Source organism: Streptococcus sp. FSL K6-1323 (genome assembly GCF_038630745.1).
Classification (GTDB): domain Bacteria; phylum Bacillota; class Bacilli; order Lactobacillales; family Streptococcaceae; genus Streptococcus; species Streptococcus salivarius_D.
In genome coordinates this window covers 1515955-1529029 of the sequence record NZ_CP152039.1, presented here as the reverse complement: position 1 = coordinate 1529029, position 13075 = coordinate 1515955, and the positions used below count along the sequence as shown (strand labels likewise).

The 13075-nt window shown below is 37.1% G+C and carries 12 protein-coding genes; 9 read left to right on the top strand and 3 right to left on the bottom strand.

From position 1 onward, the window contains the following. Positions 1-246 precede the first annotated feature (246 nt). Positions 247-1950, top strand: a complete 1704-nt coding sequence (locus NST80_RS07020) for a glycosyltransferase family 2 protein (RefSeq protein WP_183138233.1) — start codon at positions 247-249, stop codon at positions 1948-1950. Between the two features lie 70 nt (positions 1951-2020). Here NST80_RS07020 and NST80_RS07015 read toward each other — a convergent pair whose 3' ends face one another. Together NST80_RS07015 and NST80_RS07010 are read right to left on the bottom strand one after the other, a co-directional pair. Next, positions 2021-3451, bottom strand: coding sequence for an IS1182 family transposase (locus tag NST80_RS07015; RefSeq protein WP_342504578.1), 1431 nt, complete (start codon positions 3449-3451; stop codon positions 2021-2023). 52 nt (positions 3452-3503) lie between these two features. Beyond that, complete coding sequence (locus NST80_RS07010; protein ID WP_183138232.1) at positions 3504-5270, bottom strand: DHA2 family efflux MFS transporter permease subunit; 1767 nt, start codon at positions 5268-5270, stop codon at positions 3504-3506. A gap of 171 nt (positions 5271-5441) precedes the next feature. On the opposite strand from NST80_RS07010, the gene NST80_RS07005 reads away from it, so the two are divergent. The 7 genes from NST80_RS07005 to NST80_RS06975 all read left to right on the top strand — a co-directional run bounded on the left by NST80_RS07005 (position 5442) and on the right by NST80_RS06975 (position 11585). Further along, positions 5442-5984: a TetR/AcrR family transcriptional regulator gene (locus tag NST80_RS07005; RefSeq protein ID WP_014633356.1), complete on the top strand. Its 543-nt coding sequence runs from the start codon at positions 5442-5444 to the stop codon at positions 5982-5984. A gap of 282 nt (positions 5985-6266) precedes the next feature. After that, positions 6267-7106: a DUF4300 family protein gene (locus NST80_RS07000; protein WP_014633355.1), complete on the top strand. Its 840-nt coding sequence runs from the start codon at positions 6267-6269 to the stop codon at positions 7104-7106. A gap of 49 nt (positions 7107-7155) precedes the next feature. After that, positions 7156-7905 carry a CPBP family intramembrane glutamic endopeptidase gene (locus tag NST80_RS06995; RefSeq protein ID WP_183138231.1) on the top strand — a complete coding sequence of 250 codons (750 nt, stop codon included), beginning with the start codon at positions 7156-7158 and terminating at the stop codon, positions 7903-7905. Positions 7906-8074: 169 nt separating this feature from the next. Beyond that, positions 8075-9118: an iron ABC transporter permease gene (locus tag NST80_RS06990; RefSeq protein ID WP_070577991.1), complete on the top strand. Its 1044-nt coding sequence runs from the start codon at positions 8075-8077 to the stop codon at positions 9116-9118. Between the two features lie 4 nt (positions 9119-9122). Next, positions 9123-9878 (top strand): ABC transporter ATP-binding protein, encoded by a 756-nt coding sequence (locus NST80_RS06985; protein WP_118171907.1) that lies wholly within the window; start codon positions 9123-9125, stop codon positions 9876-9878. Between the two features lie 20 nt (positions 9879-9898). Continuing rightward, a complete protein-coding gene (locus tag NST80_RS06980; protein ID WP_004182848.1) occupies positions 9899-10915 on the top strand; it encodes an ABC transporter substrate-binding protein in 1017 nt (338 codons plus the stop codon). Next, a complete protein-coding gene (locus tag NST80_RS06975; RefSeq protein WP_181971204.1) occupies positions 10896-11585 on the top strand; it encodes an alpha/beta hydrolase-fold protein in 690 nt (229 codons plus the stop codon). Before NST80_RS06980 ends, NST80_RS06975 begins: the two co-directional genes overlap by 20 nt. A 96-nt stretch (positions 11586-11681) precedes the next feature. Here the strand turns inward: NST80_RS06975 and NST80_RS06970 are convergent, their stop codons facing one another. After that, a complete protein-coding gene (locus NST80_RS06970) occupies positions 11682-12275 on the bottom strand; it encodes a class I SAM-dependent methyltransferase (RefSeq protein WP_118171909.1) in 594 nt (197 codons plus the stop codon). Between the two features lie 154 nt (positions 12276-12429). Between NST80_RS06970 and NST80_RS06965 the strand changes: the two genes are divergently transcribed. Then, a complete protein-coding gene (locus tag NST80_RS06965) occupies positions 12430-13011 on the top strand; it encodes a TetR/AcrR family transcriptional regulator (protein WP_118171910.1) in 582 nt (193 codons plus the stop codon). The last annotated feature ends 64 nt before the right edge of the window (positions 13012-13075 follow it).

Below are 13075 nucleotides of genomic sequence, written 5' to 3'. Positions count from 1 at the left end.
AGTTTACGCCTCATAGCAGTTGAAGAAATTTTGAATGAATACTTAGTATTGATAAACCAAGTGTAACTAGTAATGATAGAGTAAATAGTGATTAGAAAATATGTATAGTGAGAAGTTAATGAAATCTTATGAATAATACCTATTTTTAGATAGCATTAATGTTTATGGATATGAAATTAATCATGACATTATTTAAAAAGGATTATACAGATAAAAACCAATTGTAGTTATGATGGAGATTTATAAATGAAAAAACTCGTTAGCATTATTGTGCCAGTCTTTAATGTAGAAAAATACTTAAGGCAATGTCTGGATAGTATTTTAGGACAGACTTTTAATCAGTTCGAAGTCATTATTGTGAATGATGGTTCGACGGATAATTCTGGTGCCATTTGTCAGGAATATGAAGCACGAGATAACCGAATTGTTTATCTAGAAAAGGAAAATGGAGGCGTGTCCGAAGCGCGTAATTTAGGATTAGACTTTGCTACTTCTGAATATATTATTTTTATAGACTCTGATGATTGGATTGAACCGACTTATGTTGAAGTTTTATATGAAAAAATTGAAGAATATCAAGCAGATATTGTTTTTGAAAATTATACCAGCTTCAATGATGAAGATTCTAACTTTTACTTCCATATGTCAAATGACTATTATGAAGAAATTTATGACAATTATTCAGTAATGAACTTATTAAATGATTCTAGAGAGTCGAAAAATGCCGCTTTAATTGTTCCTTGGGCAAAAATTTATCGAAAAGAAATTCTTAATGATCTTCACTTTCCATTGGCAAGGACGGGGGAAGATGCCTTATTTAATTTGAAAGTTTTCTTGAAATCAGAAAAAATAGTCTATATCCATAAAGGATCTTATATTTATCGACATCGAGGAGAGAGTTTATCGCGTAATTGGACGGTTGACTGGTTTAATGAGAGTCTTTTAATTCAAGAGGAACGATTATCAATGTTAGCGACTCTGGGATATCCACTGAGAGCCTATAAAAAAGGTTATATGGATTCGTTAAATTTCTTTATTTCAGAAATTGAAAATAGGAAGTTACCAAAGTCTCATATCTTTTACCAAATGAAAGAAAAGAGAGATTTATTAAACTATCTTACACCGATGCATAAAGACAATAAAAAAGCCATTATTTTGGTATCCCACTTTCGCAATCTGTACGAAATTCAAACGACTATTAAGTCCATTTGTTTTCATAATCGCTCACTCCGCTTTTATCTTGTAAATCATGATTTTCCCTGTGAGTGGTTTCAACTAATGGATAGACGTTTGGAGGAATTTGACTCGGAGATTGTAGACTGTCGTATACCTGATAATGGTAATTTGAATCATGAGTGTATTATTTATGATATTAAAAGTTTGTACTCCGTGATAGGAGATTTTGTAGAGGAAGATAAAGCACTATACCTCGGACAAAATGTAATTATTACAAAAAAATTAGATGATCTTTTTGATATGGATATGGGAGAGTATCCGGTAGCTACTGTGAGAGAGCATGATAGTAATATGTCATTGGAACAAGGAAATTTTAGTTTTGATACAGGTGTTATATTGGTAAATATCAGTTCTTTAAAGAAAGAAAAAGCATTTCGGGCAATGACTGATAAACAAGATGAAAGTTCAGCGAAGGTCGAAGGAGTTTGTCAAAATAATCTTGATTGTCTCTGTAAATCTAATTGGTTGGAGTTGGATTCTGACGGTAACTTTTTGAATCATTGTATGTACTTCACTAATGATTCTATGGTTTCAGACCAGGATTTTCCGGGAATTATTAGCTATTCACCTTATAGTGAGTCTCGGGGTGTTCAAAGTAATCAAGAATATCGCAATATTTGGTGGTTTTATCATAATATTGAATGGACAGAATTGGGAGGAAATTATCACCTACATACTTTACGTAAGCATCATCTAGATTCTTCTCTACGATGAGGCAATAATTTGATAAGTAATAGTACCTTTCTTGTAATTGTAGAGAATTTAAGCTTAATTAATAATTATTCTAAAGACAAACATCGTTTTTGATGTTTGTCTTTTTTATATTCTTACCTAATTCTCCTATAATCCAATAATATTGAGATATTGGGGTAAAATTATAGGTCTTTCCTGTCATCATTTTTACCAATTTTTTGATATTTAGACACGCTAAAGTAAGCCCAACCTTATCTTCCATTTTGGACTTTCCTTTTTCTCTGGTATAACGTAAGTTATGATATTCTTTAGCTGTTCCGAATAACCGTTCTATCGTTTCTTTACGGTGTTGATACCGTTCTTTCATACCACTTTGATGGCGAATATCTTCACAGACTTCTAGGGCATCTTTCCAAATATGACGCACAACAACTTTTTGGTTCTGGCGACTTTCTGTACAAATCGCTAACAAGGGACAGGTCTTACAAATTTTAGGATTACTTTTATACTCTCGATAACCTTCACGTGTAGTTGTACGATAAGTTAACACCTGGTTCTCAGGACAAAGATAACAGTCAAAATGTTCGTCATAGACAAAGTCTTTTGGACGTAAAAAATCTTTCTTACCTCTTGGTCTAGTGTAAGGGAAAACTGGCGTAATCCCTTTTTCTAGAAGAAACTTGGCAATACTAGGTGTTTTGTAGCCTGAATCCGCAATAACAAATTTAGGTGAGAAGGGTTCTAGTTTGACAAAAAGAGCAGAGAAAGCCTGACTATCATGGGTATTTCCTGATTCAACCGTATAAGCTAAGGCCCAACCGTGTTTATCACAAGCTACTTGAGCATTGTAAGCGAAGACTTCCTTATGTTCCCCCTTATGAAACCAACCACTGTCTGGGTCTGTCGTTGATTGTTTCTTAGGTTTAGCCTCGCCTTTTTTGGCGGGCTTTAAGAACTTTTTTGCGTGTTTTCTCCTATCTAAATTAATCTCAATCTCCAGTTGTTCACTCATGAATTTAGCTTTTTGATCAATAACAACAGTTTTGTACTTATGATTATTAGCAGCTGCCTTGATATGGGTCCCATCAATGAAGATTTCTGAGGGATCAATGAGCCCCGCTTCCAAAACATGATGAAGCACATGACTAAAAATGTGTGCTAACACTTCCTTGTTTTCAAAGCGTCGGCTATAGTTCTTACCGTAAGTTGTAAAATGTGGTACCTTATCGTCCAGAGATAAGCCAAGAAACCAACGGTAAGCCGTATTCACCTCAATATCTTTAATGGTTTGGCGCATAGAACGAATGCCATAAAAACATTGAATCAACGGAATTTTAACTAATAAAACAGGGTCTAGACTAGGGCGACCATTATCCGAGGAATAACTATCTTCGACAAGATCATAAATAAAAGAGAAATCAATCGTTTCCTCGACTTTTCTTAGAAAATGGTCTTTAGGAACAAGTTCATAAAAAGCAAGAAAAATTCCCAGAAGTATAACTTCTGAGGACCTTGTCTTCATTTTGAGCCAGCCTAAAGTTCAGACTGGCTTTTCCTATTATAAAATAATTTAGTTATTCAACTTTTCGCTTTTCTGTCATCAGAGCTGACGGAGTACATATCAATACAATGATTGCTCCTACAATAAATACATTATCAAATGCCCTGCTTAACTGATCATTTTTTTCATAGACAATGACTTTTAGGGCAGATGATAATTCATCTTTTTGAGCTAATAATTTAATCGCTGTACCAACTTTAGCTTGGCCTCCAGATATAGTTTTTAAACTGCTTGATAACTGAGAGACACTTGAACTAACAGTTTCAACTCCATTGATCAATAACTGATTCGCCTCATAAATCTTTCTATAATTGCTCCCCTTTTTAGGTTCTGGAAGATTATCTGTTTTTTGAGCAGCTGTTTTGATTGTATCGACCATATTACTTTGTTTGGTTGAAATACTATTACTATTCTTAGTCGTATCGAAGGTTTTTGCAATTTCCTTCTTAGCAACTTTTTTTACGTCTGTTGATAAAACCCGTTTTTCAATTTGCTTATACGCTGTTTCCTTAATTTGTGTTTTAGCAATATTGACATTACTATTTAAAATGGTAACGAGGAGAGCCATACCAATGGCCTGTCCAACATATCTAGAAGCGTTAACGATACCTGACCCAATTCCAGCCTTATTAATTGGTAAATATTTTACTGATGATGTTAAGGACATTGCCATAAATCCTAGTCCTAAACCAATAATTACATTACAACAAACAATGATGCTTTGTGAGGTATTATACTGAATAAGACTAAGCATAAATAATCCAGCTGCTGTAATAACTAAACCGATACTAATGAGCAATCTTGCACTAATTTTTTGGTACATCTTAGTTGCTAACAGCATACCTATTACGATAGCTAAAGAAGTAGGAATAATAAGATATGCTGAATGCAAAGCAGAATAGTTGCGAACATTTTGCAAGAAATAGTTTAAGATCAATGAAGGTACGATAATCGCAAATCCAAAAATCATATAAATAAGACTTGAAGATGTAAATGTACTTTCCTTGAATAATTTTAAGTCAATGATAGGTGATTTTACTCTTCTTTCGGTTAAAAAAAGGAAAAATAGGCCAACAACACTAATAATAAAACTAGCTATGATGGTTTGTGAACCCCAACCATACTCGTGACCTTCTAATAAACCAAATATAAGTCCACCTAAAGTACAAGTAAGAAAAATCATACCTAACCAGTCAATATTCTTTGAAATCGTTAAATCGTATGATTCTTTTGTTCCCACTAGGATCATCAAAAATGCAATAATGGCGATTGGAACATTAATACCAAAAATCCAATGATATGTTGTCCAATGGACAATTAAACCACCAATTACTGGTCCTCCCGCTGCAGCTAAGGCACTGAAGGCACCCATAATAGCAGTAATACGGCTGGTATTCTCTTTCCCCAATAGTTCAATTCCCATGGGGAGAACAATTGGAGTTAATATGGCACCTCCAATTCCTTGGAAGAACCTAAAAAAAATTAAGAGTAATAATGAATCAGCCATCATGCAGGCGAATGAGAAAATACCAAATATTACCACACCAATTAGCATAACCAATTTTCTACCGTAGATATCAGCGAGTTTTGAAACAGTAATAATAAATACAGACATTGCTAAAACATAGATTGTTGCTACCCAACTTGTGTCAGTCAATCCAGTATGTAAGTCTTCCATAATATTTGGTAGGGCGATATTAACAATCGTTGCATCTAAAGCTCCCATAAACATTGCTAAAACTAGCCCTATAAATCCTAGAATTTTTCTTGATTTTGTCATTAAATTCTATTCCCTTCATTAATTATTTTGTTAAATGATTAATGATGCATCAATTATCTTAGTGAACATAAAACAGTCTTTTTTTACTTTTACAATTCACATAAAAAGAATATAATAATACCCATATATTGACCATGACAACATCAAACAATATGTTTAATTAAGGAAAAAATGACAAATAAAAGAAAGACTAATAGCGTTACTAACCTCAAGGCTGCCTTGATAGACCTCCTACTTGAAATGGAGTACTCAAAAATAACCATTGGAAATATAACTCAGAGAGCAAATGTTAGTAGGGGAACATTTTACCAACATTTTCTTGATAAGGATGATTTAGCATACTCTATCGGAACAGAGACGATGCAAAGATTTTGGGAGATTTTAGCTCAAGGAAATTTAGATAAAGAGGACATGCTTTTAAAGGCTCTACTATTAATTAAAAATGACTATAAACATTTTAAAGCAATATCAAAAGCACCTCACGTTCAATTTAAAGATAAAGTTCAACAACTAATTTGCGACTTAATAAATAACAACAAAACTATTAGAGAAAAGATCAAGAAAAATACGAAGATTTCAGATGAAATTGTGATAAAAGCCTTCTCTGCATCTTTTGAAACCATTATTTCTTTTTGGATTGATAATGATTTATCGGAAAGTCCCGAAAAAGTTGTAGATAATATAATAAAAATTGAACAACTATTTTGGAAATAATAAAAAATAGAGAAAAAAAGATAACATTCCATAGTCTTCAAATGGTGTGAGTCTAAACTGAGACTTTACGCCGTGATAAAAACGCCTGAAGCATTGGTATTTCAGGCGTTCGGAATTTTTGAGACTTTAGGCTCAAAAATTAGCCATGGAACTTCGAAGGAGTTCGCTGGCGTCCGCTATCACCTAAGGAAAGTCTCAAGTAAAAGTCTTTATCCACAAGAAAAAGCATCTTGAGAATGAGCAGTCAGCAAAATCTGGTATAATGAAGCCAAGGAGGCGCCTATGAAACATCTGAAAAAACAGACGCTAATTCTTTTATCTATCGCTAGCCTATTACTCGTCGGTCTAGCAGTTTTTGCACATATCCACAAAAAGGAGGAAAAACCAAGCTACTCCAACCTTAATAGCAAGGCCAGTCTTAATGAAGTGCGCTCCATTCTCTCGAAACATTTGGAAAAGGGGAGTGTGGATAACTTTATCAATCTGGTTAGGGATTACAATGATACCGTGGGTTCTGTTGGACTTTCTGGGGATTTTGCACCATTTAGCAAAACAGACTATGATGTGGAAAAAATCAGTAGCCTGTGGACAGCTAAGCATGGTGACTTTATCGGTACCAACTGTCGTATCAACACCTATACGCTACTGAAAGGCAAAATTAAGATTCCACAGGTCAAGAGTGATAGTGAGCTCCTTTTCCAAGATAAGGACGCTATTGACAAGGGCAAGCTCTTTGATGCCAAGGATCAGGCAGACTTTGAAATTCTCTTTTCAAGGGTCAAGACTGAAGCCACCCAAGATGTCAAGATTCACGCCAAGCATATGGAGGATTACTACAAGCAATTCACCTTTGATGACAAGGCACGCATGCTGTCAGTCGTTGTCCACGATAATCTGGATGGAGATTCCCTTTTTGTCGGTCACGTTGGCGTCCTGGTACCTACGACAGATGGATACTTATTTGTCGAAAAATTGACCTTCGAAGAGCCCTACCAAGCCATAAAATTTGCTAGTAAGAAAGATTGCTACAAGTATCTCACAACCAAGTACAAGGATTATACCGGACCGGGTCTAGCCAAACCCTTTATCATGGACAATGGCAAATGGGTGGATATGGACTAGCTTAAGGTGAGAAGAAGGTTTTAAATAGGCAAGAAAAAGGAAGCAAGATATGAAAAGAAAACAAGCCTTGTTGCTTTATCTAGTGGGGACCCTTGGACAAATCTTACTGGTCAGTCTCCTAGTTTGGTTGCTAAGAGCAGGAGGAGTTAGGGTTGATTATGGAACTCCAATTGGCCTCTTTACCCTTATCTTAGGTGGCTTGTCATCAGCCATTTGGGGAGGCTATGTTAGCATCCGCTATCATCACTCTAGTTTTAAACAACTTGTCAGAGATTTTTTCCAAGTCAAACAGCCTCTTAGTAACTATCTCTTAGTCCTCATTTTTCTAGGATTGGATTTTTTACCACTAGTCTTGAGTGGAGGTATGATTTTCAAGGCTTGGTATCTCCCCATTATGTTATTTTGCAAAGCCCTTGTCTTTGGTGGAATCGAAGAAATCGGTTGGCGCTATTTTTTCCAGCCTACTTTGCAAGAAAAGTTGACCTATCTAGTGTCCACGCTTTGTACCTTTGTAGCCTGGTCACTATGGCATATCCTCTATTTTTACGTTGATGGCTCTCTGATCACGATTCATTTATTGCCTTTCTTGCTAGGCTTATTAAGCAATTGTTTCATCTTATCCGCCATTTATACAAAGACCAGAAGTCTTTGGCTTTGTGTCATGACCCATGCACTAATCAATGCTTTATCGCAACTGTCATCAGCGGAGAGCCTTTGGTTATCCCTTGTGATTAAGGTGTTGATAATTCTTCTTGCCATGAAAATTGCTGGTAGCAGTATGGAGAAAGTGAAATCCTAAGCTGGCTTGATTTTCATTGCTTCAGTTAGTTATGATTCCCAAGAGTAGTTCAATGACTACTCTTTTTTCTATGTAATACTCAAATGACCTTGCCCATCTTTTTGAGGCATGTTATACTAGAAGAGTATTGTCAAAATTTTCTGACATTACAGGTGGAAAGGAGGTGCTAATGCCTTTTAAAAAAACAAAACACCTTGTTTTTTCCCGCTACCTAAGCCTGCTCTGTTTGCTTCTAGTTTTACTAGTAGCGTCAGTTTTTATAGCAGTGTCTTTAGGGGCGGTCACTATAGATATAGGTGATACCTATGGTGTCATCTTCAGTAAATTGGGGCTTCCGGTTGCCAGTCATAGTATAGCCAAGCCACTTGAAGCTATTATCTGGAATATGCGAGTTCCTAGGGTTCTCCTAGGGTTAATAGTTGGTGCAGGTCTTTCCATGTCTGGGAGTGTCATGCAGTCAACGGTTAATAATCCGATTGCCGAACCCTATATCCTGGGAATCTCGGCAGGAGCAACGTTTGGAGCAACCTTGGCCATCATTTTAGGCCTTAAAGCTGTGGTAGGCTTGGGTGCCTTTATGGGGGCTATCCTAGCGACGGTTCTTGTCCTAATCATTGCCTCTATGCAGGGGAGAGTGACCACATCTGGCTTGATTTTATCTGGAACAGTTGTCAACGCCCTCTTCATTGCCTTTGCCAATTTTATAATCTCTATTGGAGCGACAGCAGACAGTGTTATGACCATTAAGTTTTGGACCATGGGTTCATTGACAGGAACATCTTGGTCAGATTTGATGCTTCCAGCAGTAGTGGTTGGTTTGGCCTTTCTCTTTTTCTCAACTCAGTATCGTGTCTTCAATGCCATGATGATGGGAGATGAGGCAGCTTTGACTTTAGGGATTCCACTTAGACTCTACTGGTATCTTTACATTGCCATTGTTGCGGTCATAACGGCCGTCTTGGTTGCTAGCTGTGGGATTATCGGCTTTGTAGGCTTGATTACCCCTCATATTGCTAGAAGTTTAGTCGGAACTAACTATCGTAAGCTTTTTCCAGTGGCAACTCTCTTAGGTTCCTTGTTTGTGGTTTGGGCAGATGTCTTGGCGAGAATCCTCGTCAAAAATGCAGAGCTACCTATCGGTATCTTTACAGCCTTAGTTGGCGCACCTTTCTTTATTTATATTGTGACTAGAAATCGTAGAAAGGTGGTTTAGACTTATGGATGTAAAGTGTAAGGATATTCATTATTCGATTGGAGAGAAAAAAATCCTAAACGGTGTCTCTCTAGAGGTTGAAGGTGGGCAATTCCAGACCATACTGGGACCAAATGGGAGTGGTAAATCAACCTTGCTTAAAACCATTTACCGCCAGTTGAAACCAGATAGCGGTCAGATTTTTCTTGATGGAAAATCCCTAGATCAGGTAAGCCTCAAGGAAACTGCAAAAGAAATGGCCGTTGTGACACAGTTTAACACCCTTCAGTTTGATTGTACGGTGGAAGAAATTGTCATGCTTGGCCGAACGCCCCATCTTTCCTTTCTGCAAAAAGAATCGGAGCGGGACCACTTGCTCGTTCAGGATGCCCTAGACAAGGTTGGCATGTCTGAAAAGAAGGCACGCTATTATTCGTCCCTATCAGGTGGAGAAAAACAAAGAGTCATCCTGGCGCGTGCCTTGGCTCAGGAACCCAAACTCCTTTTATTGGATGAGCCTACCAATCATTTGGACATAAAGTATCAGTTGGAGATGTTGGCCTTGGTCAAGGAACTCGGCATTAATGTTCTCGCAGTTCTCCACGATATTCAATTGGCCTGTCGTTTTTCAGATTATATCTACTTAATGAAAGGGGGTGAGATTGTTGCCCAAGGTGTCCCAAGGGATGCCGTAACCCCACAATCCTTGCAGGCGGTTTATGATGTTCAGAGTCGTATTACCTGGACGGATGATCAGCAGGCAATGATTCAGTATTTATAAGCCTAGGAAAGGAAGGCCTTATGAACAAGAAAACATTTCGTATCGCATTAATCGCTGCAGCAGTCCTCACATTGACAGCATGCAGTTCTACATATAAAAACAGCACATCATCGTCATCAGCAGCCAAAGAAACGGTGAAAAAGACCAAGTCAGAAACCCAGTATCCTTTGACTGTCAAAACTTATGACGATAAAGGAACTGAGCTAGATCAAGTCTTCAAAAAGGCACCAGAAAAGGTTATTACCAATAACCTTTCATCAACTGAAATCTTGATTGAGCTTGGTTTGAAAGACAAAATTGTCGGTATGCTTAACCCTGACAATGAAGTAACTGATAAATATAAGGATGACATTGCTTCAATCCCACATATCGGTGATAAGAAGACTATCTCTCAAGAAGCCATCTTGGCTTACGGACCAGATGCTCTTATTGGTCGTAACATGATGTTCTCAGACAAGTCAATGGGAACCATCAGCACGTGGAACAGCAACGACATTCCTGTTTATACCCAAAAAGCTTCTGTCTCAACAACTAAACAAGATTTGAATAATATCATCGAAGATGTTAAAAATATTGGTGACATTTTCAACGTTCAAGACAAGGCAGACAAGTATGCGGGACAACTCCAAAAGCGTATCGACGCTGTTAAAAAGAAAAACAAGTCTTCTGACAAAGACTTGAAGAAGGCTCTTATCATGTGTGCCTACAACGATGAGACCTTTGGAACTTACAAATCTGCCCTCCAAGAAAGTATGCTCAATCAGCTTGGTTATACCAATGTTGCGACAGGAACATCAGATTTGACTCTGGAAAATCTTGTGTCAATGGAACCAGAATTGATTATTTATGTAACCAGTGACCGTAATAAGGCTATGGACAAGGAAGCAACAGACAAGATGGAAAAGAACGCTGTTCTTGAAAATGTTCCAGCCATTAAAAACAAGAAAATCATGACTATTTCTTATGATGAGCTTATGGATTACGGTCCATCTGTGATTGATTCTCTTGAAAAGGTTAATGACTTTGTTAATAAATAAAGACTTTGTCTGCCAGGGTATTCAGGTGACGATTGCCCTTCCTGAGTCCTATGATTCCAAGAAGGCTTATCCAGTTGTTTTTCTGAACGATGGGCAGCTTGAGTACCTGGGAAAAATCGCAGATTCTGTTATCCTGGTTGGACTTGAACCTCAGAATCGCTTGGATGATTTTACGCCTTGGCAGGCTCAGGCTTTGAGACCTGGGAGCCCTGATTTTGGTGGCAAGTTGGCCAGCTATCATGACCATCTATTTGGCAATATTTTCAAAAGTATCATACAGGAGTTTCGACTGGATGAAACTCGCATGGCTTACGGAGGCTACTCGCTGGGTGGTTTGGCTGCTATTTCCAGTCTTTATAGCAGTGATGAGATGCCTTTTATCTTTTCCATTTGTGGCTCCTTCTGGTATCCAAATTTTGTAGCTTACTGCAAAGCCCACCAGCTTATTAATAAGTCTTGCTCGGTCTATTTACGTAACGGTTTGACCGAGGGGGCTAAGCATAAGAATAGACTGGCCAAAGCTCCTAGTTATGCCAAAGAAGTGCATGAACTAATCAAAAAACAGTGCGTGTCTACTTATGCAGCATTTGACCCCTACGGTCATCATGACCATCTCCAAGAAAGATATGATGCTTTTTCGGATTGGTTGATTGAGCAGTGGAAGCTCTGAAATGTTGATATTGGCGAGTAGGAAAGAGATAAGAAAAGTAGTGAAGAAAGTTCCGACGATGGAATCACTTCACTACTTTTTGTTATGCTTAATTTCCTAATCACTCTTAGTGACAACATACACAACCCATTTGTAATTTTGCTTTTCTTCAATCTTTGAAAAGCCAATGCTTGTTAACAACTGTTTCAATTCATGGCTTGTTCCATAATCTGTCATATGATATTTTATTTTTTCTTTCTCGGAAGCAATAATCAAAGTGGAAGGATTGGACATGACTCTATAGATTTCCTGAAAACTTTGTTTTAAATCCTCCCAGAAAATATGTGTCTGGATGGCAAATACCAAATCAAAATCATTATTTTGGTAGGAAAGGTTTGCTACATTGCCAATCCTCAGCTTAACACTTCCGTTTTCTATAGCATATGAATGAATTCGTCTAGCAGTATGATAAGACTCTTCGGAAATATCAATACCATGAATGTCAAGATTTTTATCTAACTCAAGAAGGTTCTTAATAGTGCTGCCACCGCCATAGCCGATTTCTAAAATCCGACTATTGTTGGGGATAGTGGTTTGTTTGATTGCCCAAAGGCTGGGTTCCTTGAAATAGGACGACCAGATGTTGGTAATCAATCGCCCGACAAGACCACTTGGTTTTCTAGATTGCTTTATAAGATATTGAATGAGCATGTTCCCTCCTTTTTTGTAAACAAAGTTTGAAATATTAATAACTAAAATTCAAACTTTATTATAGAGAAAGCTAGTAAGAATAGCAAGGGAAAATGAAATATATATTCATATATTTCAAACTTATGCTACAATTGTTTATAACAGAGGTGTCCACATGAATCAATATCAAAAGACGACTGAGAAAAAGAAGCAAGCGATTGTTCAAGCAGCTTTGCGTTTGTTTAAAGACAAAGGTTTTAAGGAAACGAGTATAAAATCTATTGCAGAGGTAGCAGAAGTATCACCAGTTTCTATCTACAATTATTTCGGGGGCAAAGATAATTTGGTAGCTCTCTGTGTTAATGACTTGTTTGAAGAAATAGCCCAACAAGCTGAGGATATTTTAAACAGCGATCTAGATTTTAAAACAAAATTAGACCATGCTTTTGCCCTATGTCAGGAGAAAATGAGTCAGCAAATTTCGGACTATTTTCAAGATAAAATGGTGGAAGATTCTGTTTTCTCAACTCTTCTAACGAAAGCAATCACTGCAAAAAAACGTGACATCTATCGTGCTTATATTAAGCTCGGAAAAGAAGAGGGGGCTATTGCTGAAGACTTATCGACAGACCTTATTTTAAATGTTATGGATGCTCTTAATGGTATGGGAAATCAATTAGCCCATAGTGACATTTTAGAGAAAGAGGTTGAGCAAATCCATCAGATTTTTTTGTATGGTATTTTTGGAAAAAATTGAGCCTATCTTTTATAGTATTTTATAACTTGTCCCCCAATCCCAATCAGTTGTATATTCTCATACA

What these genes read in the sequence shown, in the direction of transcription:
- NST80_RS06990 (WP_070577991.1), top strand. Translation starts at nt 8,075, where the DNA reads ATGCCTTTTAAAAAAACAAAACACCTTGTTTTTTCCCGCTACCTAAGC.
- NST80_RS06975 (WP_181971204.1), top strand. Translation starts at nt 10,896, where the DNA reads ATGACTTTGTTAATAAATAAAGACTTTGTCTGCCAGGGTATTCAGGTG.
- NST80_RS07010 (WP_183138232.1), bottom strand. Translation starts at nt 5,270, where the DNA reads ATGACAAAATCAAGAAAAATTCTAGGATTTATAGGGCTAGTTTTAGCA.
- NST80_RS06985 (WP_118171907.1), top strand. Translation starts at nt 9,123, where the DNA reads ATGGATGTAAAGTGTAAGGATATTCATTATTCGATTGGAGAGAAAAAA.
- NST80_RS06980 (WP_004182848.1), top strand. Translation starts at nt 9,899, where the DNA reads ATGAACAAGAAAACATTTCGTATCGCATTAATCGCTGCAGCAGTCCTC.
- NST80_RS06970 (WP_118171909.1), bottom strand. Translation starts at nt 12,275, where the DNA reads ATGCTCATTCAATATCTTATAAAGCAATCTAGAAAACCAAGTGGTCTT.
- NST80_RS07015 (WP_342504578.1), bottom strand. Translation starts at nt 3,451, where the DNA reads ATGAAGACAAGGTCCTCAGAAGTTATACTTCTGGGAATTTTTCTTGCT.
- NST80_RS07020 (WP_183138233.1), top strand. Translation starts at nt 247, where the DNA reads ATGAAAAAACTCGTTAGCATTATTGTGCCAGTCTTTAATGTAGAAAAA.
- NST80_RS07005 (WP_014633356.1), top strand. Translation starts at nt 5,442, where the DNA reads ATGACAAATAAAAGAAAGACTAATAGCGTTACTAACCTCAAGGCTGCC.
- NST80_RS06995 (WP_183138231.1), top strand. Translation starts at nt 7,156, where the DNA reads ATGAAAAGAAAACAAGCCTTGTTGCTTTATCTAGTGGGGACCCTTGGA.
- NST80_RS07000 (WP_014633355.1), top strand. Translation starts at nt 6,267, where the DNA reads ATGAAACATCTGAAAAAACAGACGCTAATTCTTTTATCTATCGCTAGC.
- NST80_RS06965 (WP_118171910.1), top strand. Translation starts at nt 12,430, where the DNA reads ATGAATCAATATCAAAAGACGACTGAGAAAAAGAAGCAAGCGATTGTT.